Here is a 14,966-nt window from a genome sequence, read left to right as displayed (position 1 = left end):
ATATGAGTAATATACGGTCGTGTCCACGACTTCAACCCCGAGCCGTTTCACCGCCGCGTTCCGCGCTCACCCGGCGGGCGTCGCACTCGTCACCGCTGACGCAGGGGGCGGACCGGTGGCGCTTACAGCCACGTCGGTGGCATCGGTGAGCGCCGACCCTCCGATGCTGATGTTTTCGGTCTCCGACGCTTCGTCGAGTTCGCCGACGATCGCTGTGGCCGACACGGTGGTGGTGCACCTCCTCGGGGCGGAACAGTTGCATCTCGCCAAACTCGGCGCCACCAGCGGAATCGATCGCTTCGCCGATGTGTCGCTCTGGGAAAGGATGCCCACCGGAGAGGTGTATTTCCGCGACGTGCACACCCGGATCCGTGCTCGGGCCGTGGAGCGTGTGAAGGCGGGGGCCGCGTGGGTGATCGTTGTCGAGGCGCTGGAAGTCGACGTGCAGGAAGTTCGCATGTCCGGAGTCGGCGACCGTATGGGCGGGCACTCCAGTGCACCGCTCGTCTACCACGACCGCGGGTGGCACAGCCTCGGCGACCACTCGCGGCTCGAGTAGGAAGAGCGCTCGAGGAGGAAGAACTATCGGGGCGGGGTGCCGTTGCGGGTGGCCTGGGCGATGTAGGTGCTCAGCATCTGCGCCGCTCCGGCGAAGTGTTGCTCGGTGATGCGCCGGGCTTCGGCGCCGTCGCCTCTGGCGAGCGCTCCGATGAGGGCGTCGTGTTCGTCGAGGCTGCAGGGCACGCGTTCGGGAAAGAGTTCGAAGTATCGCTGGGGAATCATGCGCCCGGCGTCGCTGAGCATTCCCTGTAGGCGTGTTGACCCGCACGACTTGTTGATCTCGCGGTGGAACAGCCAATTGAGGGTGGCGATGTCGTCGCCGGAGGCTGCGGCGACGCGGATCTCTCGATGCAGTTCGCGTACGCGGAGGAGCTGTTGGTGGGTGATCCGACCTGCGGCCCACTGTGATGCGACCCCGGATAACGCGGCCATCAGCGCGAAATTCTCGATGATGGTCTCCGGGGAGACCCCGATGACGGTGATGCCACTGCGCTGCGCGACGCGGACCAGGCCTTCTTGCGCGAGCGCCAGGCACGCCTCCCGTACGGGCGTGCGGCTGGTTCCGAACTCCTCTGCGACGGCGTCGAGGTCGATGCGGTCGTTGGGGGAGAAGTCCCCGGACAGAATCCGGTGACGTAGCGCGGCGCGCACGCGTTCACGGCCCGTCTGCTTCGACGAGGTCTCGTCCGACGTCTCGCCGACGATCCACGGACCCCGGTCGGTCTCCGTCATCGCGACCCCTTTTCCTTACACGCATTTCGGTGTTGACAATCTATCACCGAGCATTAAATATATCAGTTGAGATCAGATGTGTTTATTTCCAGCAAGGGAGCATTTCCATGGCAGAGCGCAGAACCGACCAGATGACGCTCGTGGCGTTCATGCAGGCGTCGAACGTGTCCGTGTACTCGGGGTCATGGCGATACCCGAATTCGGCGCAGGACTACTTGAGCCTGGCCTACTACCAGCGAATCGCGCGGGTCCTCGAGGAAGGCAGCTTCGATCTGATGTTCTTCGATGACCGGCTTGCGATGCCCGGCATCTACGGCAACTCCGTCGCCGACGCCGTTCGCTACGGCGCGCGGCCCATCAAACTCGACCTCACTGCGATTCTCGGCGCTGCCGCAGCCGCGACCACGCATCTGGGCCTCGGAGCGACCTACTCCACGACCTACTACCAGCCGTTCCATGTTGCAAGGACATTCGCGACACTCGACCATCTCAGTGGTGGACGCGCGGCCTGGAACATCGTCACGTCGGTGAACGACGCCGAGGCGCGCAACTTCGGTGTGGACAAGCACTTCGACCACGACAAGCGTTACGACCGCGCCGAAGAATTCGTGGAAGTCGTTGCCAAACTGTGGGATTCGTGGGAAGACAATGCGATCGTCGCCGACCGGCAGTCGGGTATATTCGCCGACGCGGAGAAGGTCCACGAAGTCGATCACCACGGTGAATTCTTCGATGTCCAAGGCCCGCTGACCGTGCCGCGCACGCCGCAGGGCAGGCCCGTGCTGATCCAGGCCGGCCAATCCGGGCGCGGGCGCCAGTTCGCCGCCAAATGGGCAGATCTCATCTTCACCGGCGACCCCAGCCAGGCTGTCGCTGCAGAGCACTACGCCGATCAGAAGGCGCTTGTCACCGAGTACGGCAGGGCGGCGGACGCGGTGCGGGTTCTTCCCATGGTCTACGTCATCCCGGGCGAGACCGAGGAGATCGCGCAACAGAAGGAGAGTATCTTCCTGCACGACCTCGTCCACCCCCAGGCGTCACTGACCCTGTTGTCCGAGGTCACCAACCACGACTTCTCGGGTCACAGCCTCGACGACGTCGTCACCGACGAGCTGATCGAGAGCGTCTCCGGCATCCGGGGCCTTGTGCAGGGCGTCAAGCGTCACATCGGAGACCAGGAACTGACCCTGCGCGTCCTCGCCAACCACCGCGCCACCCTGCTGCAGGGACCTCGCTTCGTTGGCACCGGCCCCCAGATCGCAAAGCAGATGGAGGAATGGTTCCAGTCGCGGTCGTGCGACGGATTCGTCATCGCTGCAACTCATTTCCCTGGCGCATTCGAAGACTTCGTGCGGCTTGTCGTGCCTGAACTCCGTGCGCGCGGACTCGTCCGTGAGGAGTACACCGGGTCCACGCTGCGTGAGAACCTGGGGCTCGAGCGCCCCGAGAACCTCATGACTGCAAGCGCGCAGACCGAACTTGTGGACGACCGGGTGGTCGAGCATGCCTGATCCCGAACCGTCGCGCAGCACCATGCTGCACGGTATCCGGGTTCTCGATCTCGCAACCCTGGCGGCCGGACCACTTGCGGCCACGTATCTCGGCGAGTTCGGCGCCGAGGTGATCAAGGTCGAGCAACCGCAGGGCGGCGACCCCATCCGGGGATGGGGTGTGCAGAAGGGCGGGATCGGACTCGTCTGGAAGAGCCTCGGACGCAACAAGCGTTCCGTCACGATCGATCTCCGCACCGAGGACGGTCAAGAACTCGTACGACGTCTCGTTGCGGAGTGCGACGTCGTCGTCGCGAACACCCGGCCGCACACCCTTACCCGATGGGGGCTCGACTACGAGTCTCTCAGGGCGGTCAACCCGAAGATCGTCATGTTGCACGTCACCGGGTTCGGCCTGACCGGACCCAAGTCGTCGCGACCGGGATTCGGGACGCTCGGTGAAGCCATGAGCGGATTCGCCCACACCGTCGGCGAATCCGACGGCCCACCGACACTCCCGTCGTTCATGCTCGCCGACGGGGTGGCCTCGTTGAATGCCGCGTATTCGATCATGATGGCGCTGTACCACCGGGATGTCCACGGTGCGGACGGTCAGCTGATCGACGTGAATCTGGTCGACCCGTTGGCGCGTCTGCTCGAACAGTCGCTGCTCACCTACGACCAGACCGGCGAGATCGCGCAGCGCGCGGGGAACCGGTGGGGGATCTCCGCACCCCGCAACACGTACCGGACGCAGGACGACCAGTGGCTCGCGATGTCGGCAAGCTCTCCGACGATCGCGTTGCGGGTGTTCCGGGCGATCGGGCGCGACGACCTTGTCGACGATCCCGATTTCTCCGATCCGCAACGGCGTCTCGCGCATCTGGACGAGGTCGACAAGATCGTGGCCGAATGGGTGGCGCAGCACACCCTCGACGACGCGATGGCCGTGTTCGAAGCGGGAGAGATTGCTGCGGCGCCCGTCTACGATATCTCCCAGCTCGTCGAGGACGAGCAGATGCAGGCGCGCGGGGTGTTCGTCCGGATCGACGATCCGGATCTCGAGAGCATGCTCGTTCAGGCTCCGGTACCGCGATTCTCGGGGAGTGCCGGAATCGTCGACAGCCTGGGGCCTGCGTTGGGGGCCCATACCGCGGAAGTCCTCACCGAGGTGCTCGGCCTCACCGACCCGCAGATCGCCGATCTGTGCGACCGACACATCATCACGTCCGGAAGGAACGCCTCATGACCTCGCTGCCACGTCCGATCCGGCGGTCGGAACTCGCGACACCCGCGTCGAACGAACGGATGTTTGCGAAGGCCGCCTCCTCCGATGCCGACCTCGTGTTCCTCGACCTCGAGGACGCCTGTGCCCCGGCTGAGCGGGAAGAAGCCCGCGGCAAGGCCGTTCGCGCACTCAACGAGTGCGACTGGGGGCGCACGGCCCGGGCGATCCGTATGAACGGCATCGATACCCGCTGGGCGTACGGGGACGTCGTCGAGGTGCTCACCGGCGCCCGTGAGAACCTCGACGTGATCATCGTGCCCAAGGTGACTGCCGCGCGGGATGTCTGGTGGGTGGACACCTTGCTCACGCAGGTCGAGGACACGCTCGGGATGAGGAAACGTATTCGGCTCGAGGTGCTCATCGAGGATGTCGCGGGGGTGGCGAACGCAGAAGAGATCGCCACGTCAAGCGGTCGGCTCGATGCACTCATCTTCGGTGCCGGTGATCTGTCGGTGTCGCAAGGCGCACGGGTCGACACGAACTTCAAGCCCCGCGACGAGTATCCGGGGGACTTCTGGCATTACGCGCGGATGAAGGTGCTCACGGCTGCTCGGATCGCGGGCCTGCGCGCAATCGACGCGCCCTACCCGGATTTCAAGGACGAAGCAGGATACGAGCAGGATGGACGGCATGCCGCATCGCTGGGATTCGACGGGAAATGGGCCATCCATCCGTCGCAGATAGCGATCGCCAACACCGTATTTTCGCCGACCGAGGAGGAGATCACGCGGGCGAAGCGCAATCTCGAAGCCTATCGGGAGGCCGAAGCGCGCGGGCTGGGCGCCACCAGCGTCGATGGCCGGTTGGTGGATGCCGCACATGTGAAACTTGCCGAGGCAATCTTGGCGCAGGCAGGGATGTGACTCACGGTCGGAGGGCCAGGTACTCGCGGAAGGTCCGGACTCCGACCGCCCGCTCCGGGGTCAGGTTGTTTCCGGCACGAAACGCCGCAAATGCGCGCCCGGGGAGCCGGATCGGCCAGATCCTCTTTCGTGCACCGATCGACGCGGCGTAGGTCCGGGCGAGATCGCGGGCGTCGATGATGTCGGGTCCGCCGACCTCCGGTACCCGACCGGCCGGTGGGGCCGCAGCCAGTCGGGCAAGTTCGTCGGCGACTTCGGTCGCAGCGATCGGCTGGATCCGGATATCCGGGGTGAGAAGAACCGGTAGGCGTCTCTGGCGGGTGAACAGGCCGGCGATCAGTTCGTGGAACTGTGTGGAGCGCAGGATGCTGTAGCCGAGCCCGGATCGTTCCAGCAGTTGTTCGACCTCCACCTTGCCCATGTAGTACCCGAAGGGGATCCGGTCCACGCCCACGATCGAGATGAGCACGACGTGCTCGATTCCGACGACCCGTGCAGCCGAGAAGAGGTGCCGAGCGGCGCGGACATCCGCACGTCGGGAGTAGCCGGTCGCGCAGTGCACCACGGTGTCGGCCCCCGCCAGCGCACGCTCGATGCCTTCGTCACGGCCCAGATCGGCGACTGCCCACTCGAGTCCGGTTCTCGTGTCGCCGGATCGGTCGTGACGGCTGACCACACGCACCCGGCGTCCGGCATCGCGCAAACGGTCGACGACATGATGGCCGACGGTGCCGGTGCCACCCGTGACGACTATCGGTGACGAATTATTCATTGCCGTCCTTCGGGTCAGATCAGCAGTAGTCCCACTGCCGACAGTGCGAAGCCGAGCGCGATGACGCCAACTCGCACATAGTGGTAGCGGTCCCAGGTGTCAGCCTGCTCCTTCCAGTCCGGCGGCGTTCCCTCTTCGGCCCACCGGGCCGAGCGATTGTTGATCGGTACGAGAATCAGGACCGATATCACCAAACTGACCAGCAGCAACCCCGATGCTCCCAACGCAATCCATGCAGTGGTGTCGCCCCACCCCAGTATCGTCCACAGAATTGCGAAGGCAAGCGTGCCGATGTACCAGAACGGCATCACGCGTCCGAGCACCTGGGCGCCGTCGCTGCGAGCGGCCACACCGGCATCGCCAGGAATTCGATACATGATCGGATTGACGAACACCGCGATGGCGAATTCCACTCCCACCAACATGCCGAAGACCACGACCGTGGTGACGGCAACTGCATTCAGCATGGAGACCTCCATAGATATAGCAGCGCTAGAAATTAGATCGACGATAACATTTCGACGACCCAAGATCTAGCGCTGCTAGAATCATGGAATGTCAGTACAGGAGCGCAAGGCGCGTGAGCGGGCTTCCCGCCACAGGTCGATCATCGCGGCAGCGCGTGAGATGGCAGAGGCAGAAGGGTGGGACGCCGTCACCACTCGGCGATTGGCCGAACGGATCGAGTACAGCCAACCTGTGCTCTACAGCCATTTTCGGGGCAAGGACGAGATCATCGCGGCTGTCGCACTGGACGGATTCTCCGAGATGACCGTGGAGTTGTCCCGAGCGGTCTCCGGAACCCGGTCGTCACGCGCCGCTGTGGCCGCCCTCACGAGGGCCTACATCGCGTTCGGAGAGCGACACCCTGCCGTGTACGACTCGATGTTCAACCTCGACAACGGACTTCCATTCGCGGACCCGGCGACCCCGGCCCCGATGCGTGAGTCGTTCCAAGTCCTACACGACACTTTGGCACTGGTCGCGGGAGACGTCGAACCGGGGCTGCTGGCCGAGGTCTACTGGGCTGCAGTGCACGGTCTGGTCGAGCTCACCCGAACAGGCAGGGTTCCTCCGCAGGACACCGCGCGTCGCATCGAGGTGCTCGTGGATCGCTTTGCCGACGAATGAGGAGCCGGCGTGGTCCGGGAGGATTTACCGGACCACGCCGGCTCAGCGTCGTCTACCGGAGGCGCCGGGACGAGTGGGAGGTGCCTCAGGCCTCCCGGCGTGAGTGGCGCGAAGGTTGATGCGTGGTCACGGTGATCGAGAGCTTTCTGGGAATCGCTATCGGTCGAGTTCGGACCGAACCGTTGCCGCCGCGGCGACGAGATTCGTCAACGATGCCGTGACCTCGTCGGCGCCGCGTGTCTTGAGGCCGCAGTCCGGGTTGACCCACAGGCGCTCGGCCGGAACAGCGCGCAGCGCCTCACGAAGAGACTCGGCGATCTCGTCCTCACTCGGAACACGCGGTGAGTGGATGTCGTAGACGCCGGGGCCAACGCTGAGATCGAATCCGACTGCGTTGAGGTCGTCGAGAACCTCCATATGTGAACGCGCTGCCTCGATGGAGGTGACGTCGGCGTCTAGTTCGGCGATGGCCTCGATGACCTCGCCGAATTCGGAGTAGCACAGATGGGTGTGGATCTGGGTCGAAACCGCGACCCCCGACGTCGCGAGCCGGAACGCCCCTACAGCCCACTTCAGGTACTCGGCTTGCTTGGAGACGCGGAGCGGCAGCAGCTCTCGCAGTGCGGGCTCGTCGACCTGGATGATGCGGACTCCCGCGGCCTGCAGGTCCACCGTCTCGTTGCGGATTGCCAGTGCGATCTGATCGGCGGTGTCCGCGAGGGGCTGGTCGTCGCGGACGAACGACCACGCAAGGATTGTCACGGGACCGGTGAGCATGCCCTTGACCGGCTTCTCGGTGAGCGACTGCGCGTAGGTGATCCACTCGACGGTCATGGCGTCGGGGCGCGCGACGTCGCCGTAGAGGATCGGCGGACGCACGCAACGGCTGCCGTAGGACTGGACCCAGCCGTTCTCGGTTGCGAAGAACCCGTCCAGTTGCTCGGCGAAATACTGCACCATGTCGTTTCGCTCCGGCTCACCGTGCACGAGCACGTCGATTCCGAGCTTCTCCTGCAGGGTGACCACCTCGGCGATCTCGTCGCGCATCTGCTGGACGTACTCGGCCTGCTCGATCTCGCCCTTACGCAGTGCAGCGCGGGCAATGCGGATCCGGGTGGTCTGAGGGTAAGACCCGATCGTCGTGGTCGGCAGCAAGGGCAGGTCGAGGTGCTGTTGCTGGATCTCGCGGCGCTCATCTGCCGACGTGCGGGTGCGGTCCTCCGTGATCGAGTCGAGCATGCCGCGCACCTGGTTGTTGCGCAGACGAGGATCGGACGCGCGCAGTTCGACCGCGGCACGGGCCGCGTCGAGTTCGGACGTCACGGCGTCGCGGCCACTGCGCAGCGCTGTCGACAACGTGGCAACCTCGGCGACCTTTTCCGCACCGAACGCCAGCCACGTGCGCAGCGACTCGTCGAGGCCCGATTCCGCCTCGACCGTGTACGGAACGTGCAGCAACGAGCACGAGGACGACACCGCCACCGAACCCGTCGAACCGAGCAGTGTCGCGAGGGTCGCCAGGGCCTTCTCCAGGTCGGTGCGCCACACGTTGCGGCCGTCCACCACACCCGCAACGATCAGCTTGTCCGACAGGGCGGGAAGGGCGGCGACGCCGGCCGCGTCACCTGCGACCAGGTCGACCGCGAGACCTTCGACACCGGTGCGGGCGAGCGCGCCGAGTGCCGGACCGAGGTTGCCGAAGTAGGAAGCGACGAGGATCGCAGGGCGGTCCTGCGCTTGCGAGAGCGTGCCGTACACGTGCTCGACCGCGGCCACGGTCGCGTCGTCGAGATCGCGGACGAGTGCGGGTTCGTCGAGCTGCACCCACTTGATTCCGGCGGCGGCGAGCTCCGCCAACAGATCCTGGTAGAGCGGGACGAGCTCACCGGCGCGGTCGAGCAGCGGACCCTGCCCGTCGACGGCCTTCGACAGCAGCAGGAACGTCAGGGGTCCGACGACGACCGGGCGAGCCGGAATGCCGAGCGCACGGGCCTCGGCGACTTCGCCGAGAACCTTCGAGGTGTCGAGGGCGAAGACGGTGTCCGGGCCGATTTCGGGAACGAGATAGTGGTAGTTGGTGTCGAACCACTTCGTCATCTCCAGCGGTGCGACGTCGTCGTTGCCTCGCGCCGCGGCGAAATAGCGGTCGAGGTCGTCGGCGATTCCTGACACACGAGGCGGCAGTGCGCCGAGCATGGCTGCGGTGTCGAGGACGTGGTCGTAGTACGAGAACGTATTGACTGGGATCGAGTCGAGCCCGGCATCGCGCTGTGCGGTCCAGGTGTCGACGCGCAGATCGGCAGCGACCTTATCCAGGGCGTCGCGATCGATCTTTCCGGCCCAATAGGATTCGACGGCTTTCTTGAGCTCGCGGTTCGGTCCGATCCGTGCGGATCCGAGAACGGTGGCGTGGAAAGCCGGTGCAGAGGATATAGACACTGGTGGTACTCCGGTGGTCGGTCGTGGATGGCCCACCGCCCGTAGAGTGCGCGAATCCTACCGAGCCCCGGTGTCTCCGACGGTGTCGGAGCGACAGCACAGCGGGTCCGCGCGCCCAGTCCTCGAGGCGGCACACCGCCGGGCACGGCATGCCCGGCGCAGATGGCAGGTCTTCGGACTTGCAAGCGCCCGAGCCTGTGGGCCCGTACCTAGTGGCCGTCGCTTCCCGGGATGATGCCCAGTGCTGATGACGGCGGTCGTTCCTGCATACCGCTGCGGGACAGTCCCGGATTCTCACCGGGTTCCCTCTCCGCATCCCGATCGAGGATGCGTCGACGCCGCCACGGTCTTCGGGGCTCCTCACGACCGGCACGGCGAACCAACTACATCCCGGAGTATAGCCACGTCTTCATTCGAGTGGGCAAAGCAGGAACTCCCTCAACCCCGAGATCGAGGAGCAGTCAGTGATGCTCCGGTGCCAGGTTCAGCGTGTCGAACCATCCGGACCTGGAGGCCCCCGACGCCAGCAGGTAGTCGGCACGAAACATCGGACCGTCGACCTCGGCGTCGACGCCGTTGCGAATGTGCCCACCCCGGTCCACGAACCGAACCGGCTCTCCGACCGAGAGTGGTGAAGCGGACGCCGGTACCACAGTGAGGTTCTGTGGATGGATCGGCTTCTCCACCGGGAGATAGTCGTCGGCCCGGTACCCGATCAATCGAACTCGCACCCTCGACCGCAGAAGCGCGACAACCGTACCCACACGGCTTCCATAGGGTCCGACTTGCACGGCGTCGCCTACGTTCACGGCGCGGATCCTGATCAGTTCTTTCGCTGCACTGACGAATTCACGGCGAGCATGACGTCGACTCTCCCGTATCTCGAATTGTTCGACGGTACGGTTCGCAGCGCCTTCGATGCACGAATTTCCGCTGCCGTCGCACTCCTCCGCATGTAGATACCAGGTCCAGTGTTCTTCTGGGTTGACGCCGACGGTCCGAAGAGCGCCGATTTCGACGGAGGACAGCTCCTCCACGGTCGTCCCGCGCGCCAGTTCCTTCGATGCCCGAAACGCTAGATCTTCCACGATGTCCATGTCTGCGTGATTGAATCGGCGTTTGCCGGACTCGAGCTTTCGGTGCACACGCTGCGAATCGCAGTAGAGCCGCGTGCTCCGCTTCGAGTCGCTCGAACTCTCTCTCGGCGTGCGGTGCGGCGGCTTCCGACACGTCGTGCTCAGCTATCGCTGAAGCGGAACGGCTACAACGCAATCAGACAGATACCTCCCTTCCCAAGGGCTGTATCTGTCTGCGCGGATTGTAGTTTCGTCGGTGCGTTCCTGTCGGCTGTGCTGATCAGGAGTGGCGAAAGCCCTTACCGGTTCGGTCACGGGGATCGGTTTCGAGGCCGAGGAATTCCGACCGAATGCGATCCCACGCCTCGAGGTGTGCCCACACCGGTTCGTCCGTCAGCTGCTGCGTGTTCGTGAGGAACGGGGTGGGCAACATGATGGTGAGCATCTGTTCGTCGCGGCCGTTGAACAGGCGTACACCCCACGACGTCGGTGCGTCGTCCTTGCCGATCCTGCGGTACAGCTCGGCGCGGCTGCAGCGGCGGATACGGCCGAGTTCCGGGCCGCTCGCGGTGTGCTCGCCGATGCACAGATGGAAATGCCAGCGACCGAAGTCGACGGTCGCATACCCGTCGTACATCGAGATCTTCTTCGGGGCGTTGGGCGCCGCCACCTCGAGCGCCGAGCCTTCGATGAGCAGACCGAACCACATGTCGTTCCAGTACTCGTCGAACAGCAACCGCGTCAGCCGCAGCAGTGAGTCTTCATCGGTGGGAAGCGACCAGCGCTGTTCGCGACCGCCGTCCTCGGTGTCGACGATCTCGGGATCGAATACGACTGTCACAGAATCTCCTTCGTCGATGCTTTCGGTGGGCTGGGGAAGGCGCAATCGCCGCACACTCCGCCCCCGGGGACGCGGTAATACAGGCAGCAACTGCGCCGCCGGCCGGTCGAGCGGACCAGCGCGCCGACCAGACGAGGATCGTCCAGGAGGTTGTCGACGTGTGTCTGCGCTGCCTCGCCGATCACTCGTCCGGCCCCGACGAGCGCCGATGCGGAATTCCCCCACATCAACCCGGGGGCGACGATGTCGCTCCACGCCTCGATGAGTGGTTCGAGCTGGTCATCGAGGACTTCGTCGGTGGCCGAACCGAATTCGGGGTCGACGATGTGCAGCCGCAGACCCCCGTCGTTGCGCCACAGCAACGTGTCCGGGTCGAGTCGGACACATCGGCCGGAGTCGACGACCGAGCCCAACGCAACGGACCACATCCGGGCGGCGTATCCGAAGAACAGAGTCGACGCGGCCACTCGCGTCTCCCTGGTTCTCATCCGGTGCGCCGTGTCCGACACCAGAGGGTCGCGAACCGTACAGTCGCGCAGGGCGGAGGTCGGTTGCCACCGGGTGTCCGATACCGGACCGGTGCTCACCGCGAAATAGGGACTCGACGCGGCAATGCGTTCGAGTACTGCAGCAGCATCAGGCACGGCTGTCCTCCGGCTCGAGGTCGAACACCAGTGTGCGCGGTTCGAAGCGCATCCGCCCACGATCGAATGCTGCCCCGATACGCCCTGATTCGGCCAGCGCAGTGGGGGAGTCGCAGGTCAATGTCCGGTCGGCGTCGAGCAACCACATCCGGTCCGACACTCGCAGGGCGAGCTCGAGTTCGTGGGTGGACATGATCACGGCGAGGTTCTGTTCACGAGCGAGCCGACGTAGCACGTCGACGAGCTCGACTCTCGAGGGAACGTCGAGAAACGATGTCGGTTCGTCGAGTACGAGCAGCGAGGGGTCCTGAGCGAGCGCGCGGGCAGTGAGCGTGCGTTGCCGCTGCCCATCGGACAGCTCGCTGAATTGCCGGGACGCCAATTCTGCCGCGCCGACCGCGTCGAGTGCCCAGTCGACCGCGGCCTTGTCCTCCGGGGAGAGTCGTGCGCTGGCGGGGAGGTGCGGCGTCCGCCCGAGGGAGACGAGTTCGCGTACCGTCAGCAGACCCGGATCGATACGCTCGGTCAGGACCACGGAGATACGGGTCGCGAGGTCTGCGGGACGGATCGACGACAGGTCGTCGCCGTCGATCAGCACCTGCCCGCGCAGCGCCGGTTGCAGCCCGCACAGGGTGCGGAGCAATGTCGACTTCCCTGCTCCGTTGGGGCCGACCAGCGCGGTGAGTTCACCGCGGCGCGCGACGGCATCGAGACCGGTCGCGATCTCGGTGACGCCGCTTCTCCGCAACGTGCGACGGCGTGTGTAGCCGATCGTCACCTCGCGCAGTTCCACACCGTTCATCACGCTGTTCACAAGGCCGCTCCCAGCGCTCCACGCCGGCTGCGCACGAGGACGATGATGACGACCGGCGCGCCGACGAGCGCGGTCACCGCATTGAGTGGGAACACCGTGTCGGTGCCGGGCATCTGGCTGGCCACACCGCACACCAGGGCCGCCACCGCACCGAACAGCGCGACTCCGGGCAGCAGTACCCGATGATCGGAAGTGCCGAATGCCATGCGCGACAGGTGCGGAACGATGAGCCCGAGGAATCCGATGGGTCCACAGAAGGCGGTGGTGACGCCCGCGAGCAGTGCGGCCGATGCCACCGTGGTCAGCCGGATGACACGGATGTCGATGCCCATCGACCGCGCGTACCCCTCGCCCAGTAGGAGCGCGTTGAGGGCCCGCACCGTCAGTAGAGCAATCACGATGCCGGCGACGACCACGGGAACCAGCAACTTCAGATCCGACCACGTGGTCGCGGTGAAACTGCCCAGACCCCACACGAGGAACTGCTGAGCGCGCTGCGGGTCGGCGTAGACGAGGAGCACGGAGACGACCGCTGTGGTCGCTGACCCTAGCATCACGCCGATGAGCAGCAGCGTCACCGCCGAACGCACCCACCTCGACAGCACCACGATCAGCATCAGCACAGCCGCCGCGCCGAGCGCGGCAGCGATGACGACTCCGGTGCGGCCGAGCCCGGCGAGATTCGCTGTGAATCCACTGGCTCCGCCGCCACCGGCCACGACGACGATCGCGACACCGAGACTCGCACCCGAACTCGCGCCGAGGATGTACGGGTCGGCGAGGGCGTTGCGGAACAGGGTCTGCATCTGCAGACCGGCGATGCCGAGTGCCGCGCCTACCGCGATCGCGGTGAGCGTGCGGGGTAGCCGGAGGTCGCGGATCACCATGTCCCAGCGGGGATTCTGCGCGTCCTGTCCAAGCAGAACGCGGAGAGTCTCGTCGAGTGGCACCGTGACCGATCCCACCGTCACCGATACGACGGTGGTGACCACGAGCGCCGCGACCAGTGCGGCGAACGCCACCGCCACGCGCCGGGCACGGACCGGGGGAGCGGAGGTCGCAGTGACTGCCGGTGCCGCGTCGAGCATGGTGGTCATGCCGGCAGTCGCTGATAGAACGTGAACTCGTGATCGGGCAGCAGCTCGGGATGCAGGACCGCGACCAGGTCGGACAGGAGCAGGTCGGGTCGCAGCACCCCCCGTTCGTAGAAGTCGTTACCGCCGCCCGGTCCGAGCGCCTTGTTCGCGTTCCACACCTGACCGGTGCCGACCGCCGCGAGGTCGCCGTAGCGTTCGTCGTCGGCGAGGGCGTCGCCGATCGAGGTCCAGCTGTTGACGACAAGCCAGGTAGGTGCGTCGGAGGACTCCGCGACCACGGCCTCGAAGTCGAGGGGCAGTGACCCGGTACTGGTGTCCTCCTGCCACGGCCACATGGCTCCCGCATCGCTGAACAGACGGCCCATGTAGCTGCCACCCGACGACATGTACCAGGTGCCCTGCGACATCCCGCCGAGCAGCACCGGTGCGGGTTCCGTTCCCGCAGCCTTGTCGGCGACCTCCAGGTAGTCGCGGCGGATTCCGTCGTAGACCTCGGCTGCGCGGACCTCCGTGCCGGTCAGGGCGGCCATCACCTTGATCCACTCGGCGCGACCCAGCGGCGACGCTTCGAGCCACTCGGCGTTCGCGACCACACCGATCCCGGCTTCACGCAGCTGCGTGTATGCGGGGTCGTCGGTGCCACCGGTCATCACGACGCCGGGTGCGGCGACGACGACGGCCTCGGTGTCGATGGTGCCGCCGGCCGCGTATTCGGTGACGTCACCGGACGCGATCCGATCGACGACCGAGGTGTCACTTACATTGGCTCCGTTGGACACACCGGTGAGTACATCGAGCACGCCGAGTTCGGTGACGAGCGGCAAGTGCGTCGTCGAGCCCGAGTACAGGCTGGTGATCGGTACCGTGATCTGCTGGGCATCGCTCAGATCGTCCGGCAGTTCCGGTGCCGGCGCGCCGCATCTGACCAACACGTACGATTCCGGTTCGGCGCCCGAGTACGGCTCGTCGACAGTGAGCACCTGGTAACTGTTCTCGTAGGTGATCGAGAAATTCTCCGCGTCGACGACCTCGGACTTGTCGGGGAAGTAGTCGACGCTCGGATCGAAATCGGTGACACAACCGTCGGGGGAGGCGGCGTCGGTGTCGGTGGTAGTAGCGGTCGAGCAGCCGGCGAGGGTCAGACCCGCGACTGCCACAGCGCTGAGAAATCTGAGTGGAACGGCGCGAGCGCGCATGGCGAAGACGCCCTTTCTCGGG

The 14,966-nt window shown here is 65.4% G+C and carries 15 protein-coding genes and 1 riboswitch; of the genes, 5 read left to right on the top strand and 10 right to left on the bottom strand.

Features of this window, described 5'->3' with window-relative positions; all coding sequences use genetic code 11:
- Positions 1-19 precede the first annotated feature (19 nt).
- Positions 20-559 (top strand): flavin reductase family protein, encoded by a 540-nt coding sequence (locus tag HCA61_RS04635; RefSeq protein WP_169687014.1) that lies wholly within the window; start codon positions 20-22, stop codon positions 557-559.
- A gap of 23 nt (positions 560-582) precedes the next feature.
- Here the strand turns inward: HCA61_RS04635 and HCA61_RS04630 are convergent, their stop codons facing one another.
- A complete protein-coding gene (locus HCA61_RS04630; protein ID WP_169687013.1) occupies positions 583-1,293 on the bottom strand; it encodes a GntR family transcriptional regulator in 711 nt (236 codons plus the stop codon).
- Positions 1,294-1,400: 107 nt separating this feature from the next.
- On the opposite strand from HCA61_RS04630, the gene HCA61_RS04625 reads away from it, so the two are divergent.
- From HCA61_RS04625 to HCA61_RS04615, 3 genes are read left to right on the top strand one after another with little or no spacing between them, the layout of a single operon-like run.
- Positions 1,401-2,804 (top strand): LLM class flavin-dependent oxidoreductase, encoded by a 1,404-nt coding sequence (locus HCA61_RS04625; protein WP_206039666.1) that lies wholly within the window; start codon positions 1,401-1,403, stop codon positions 2,802-2,804.
- Positions 2,805-2,826: 22 nt separating this feature from the next.
- Positions 2,827-4,032 (top strand): CoA transferase, encoded by a 1,206-nt coding sequence (locus tag HCA61_RS04620; protein ID WP_169687433.1) that lies wholly within the window; start codon positions 2,827-2,829, stop codon positions 4,030-4,032.
- Positions 4,029-4,934, top strand: coding sequence for a CoA ester lyase (locus tag HCA61_RS04615; RefSeq protein WP_169687012.1), 906 nt, complete (start codon positions 4,029-4,031; stop codon positions 4,932-4,934). Before HCA61_RS04620 ends, HCA61_RS04615 begins: the two co-directional genes overlap by 4 nt.
- Before the next feature lies 1 nt (position 4,935).
- Here HCA61_RS04615 and HCA61_RS04610 read toward each other — a convergent pair whose 3' ends face one another.
- Positions 4,936-5,706: an NAD(P)H-binding protein gene (locus HCA61_RS04610; protein WP_169687011.1), complete on the bottom strand. Its 771-nt coding sequence runs from the start codon at positions 5,704-5,706 to the stop codon at positions 4,936-4,938.
- Positions 5,707-5,720: 14 nt separating this feature from the next.
- Entirely contained in the window at positions 5,721-6,173 is a 453-nt protein-coding gene (locus HCA61_RS04605; protein WP_169687010.1) for a DUF1772 domain-containing protein, read from the bottom strand.
- An 88-nt stretch (positions 6,174-6,261) separates the two neighbouring features.
- Between HCA61_RS04605 and HCA61_RS04600 the strand changes: the two genes are divergently transcribed.
- Positions 6,262-6,837: a TetR/AcrR family transcriptional regulator gene (locus HCA61_RS04600; protein WP_169687009.1), complete on the top strand. Its 576-nt coding sequence runs from the start codon at positions 6,262-6,264 to the stop codon at positions 6,835-6,837.
- A 156-nt stretch (positions 6,838-6,993) separates the two neighbouring features.
- Here the strand turns inward: HCA61_RS04600 and metE are convergent, their stop codons facing one another.
- The 7 genes from metE to HCA61_RS04565 form a co-directional block, all read right to left on the bottom strand.
- The gene (metE, locus tag HCA61_RS04595) at positions 6,994-9,276 is read right to left on the bottom strand and encodes a 5-methyltetrahydropteroyltriglutamate--homocysteine S-methyltransferase (protein ID WP_169687008.1); all 2,283 of its coding nucleotides are present in this window, start codon (positions 9,274-9,276) and stop codon (positions 6,994-6,996) included.
- A 146-nt stretch (positions 9,277-9,422) separates the two neighbouring features.
- Positions 9,423-9,628, bottom strand: a riboswitch (cobalamin riboswitch).
- Between the two features lie 109 nt (positions 9,629-9,737).
- On the bottom strand, positions 9,738-10,373 hold the full coding sequence (locus HCA61_RS04590) for a hypothetical protein (RefSeq protein WP_169687007.1): 636 nt from the start codon (positions 10,371-10,373) through the stop codon (positions 9,738-9,740).
- Between the two features lie 259 nt (positions 10,374-10,632).
- Positions 10,633-11,193, bottom strand: a complete 561-nt coding sequence (locus HCA61_RS04585) for a hypothetical protein (protein WP_169687006.1) — start codon at positions 11,191-11,193, stop codon at positions 10,633-10,635.
- Positions 11,190-11,837, bottom strand: coding sequence for a (2Fe-2S)-binding protein (locus HCA61_RS26740; RefSeq protein WP_169687005.1), 648 nt, complete (start codon positions 11,835-11,837; stop codon positions 11,190-11,192). Before HCA61_RS26740 ends, HCA61_RS04585 begins: the two co-directional genes overlap by 4 nt.
- Positions 11,830-12,651 (bottom strand): ABC transporter ATP-binding protein, encoded by an 822-nt coding sequence (locus HCA61_RS04575; RefSeq protein WP_308198768.1) that lies wholly within the window; start codon positions 12,649-12,651, stop codon positions 11,830-11,832. The genes HCA61_RS26740 and HCA61_RS04575 overlap by 8 nt, the downstream gene beginning before the upstream one ends.
- Entirely contained in the window at positions 12,648-13,748 is a 1,101-nt protein-coding gene (locus tag HCA61_RS04570) for an iron ABC transporter permease (protein ID WP_169687004.1), read from the bottom strand. Before HCA61_RS04570 ends, HCA61_RS04575 begins: the two co-directional genes overlap by 4 nt.
- Complete coding sequence (locus HCA61_RS04565; protein ID WP_169687003.1) at positions 13,745-14,944, bottom strand: ABC transporter substrate-binding protein; 1,200 nt, start codon at positions 14,942-14,944, stop codon at positions 13,745-13,747. Before HCA61_RS04565 ends, HCA61_RS04570 begins: the two co-directional genes overlap by 4 nt.
- Positions 14,945-14,966: the final 22 nt, after the last annotated feature.

Source organism: Rhodococcus sp. HNM0563, from assembly GCF_012726195.1.
GTDB lineage: Bacteria > Actinomycetota > Actinomycetes > Mycobacteriales > Mycobacteriaceae > Rhodococcus.
This window is presented reverse-complemented; position numbering and strand designations above follow the sequence as displayed.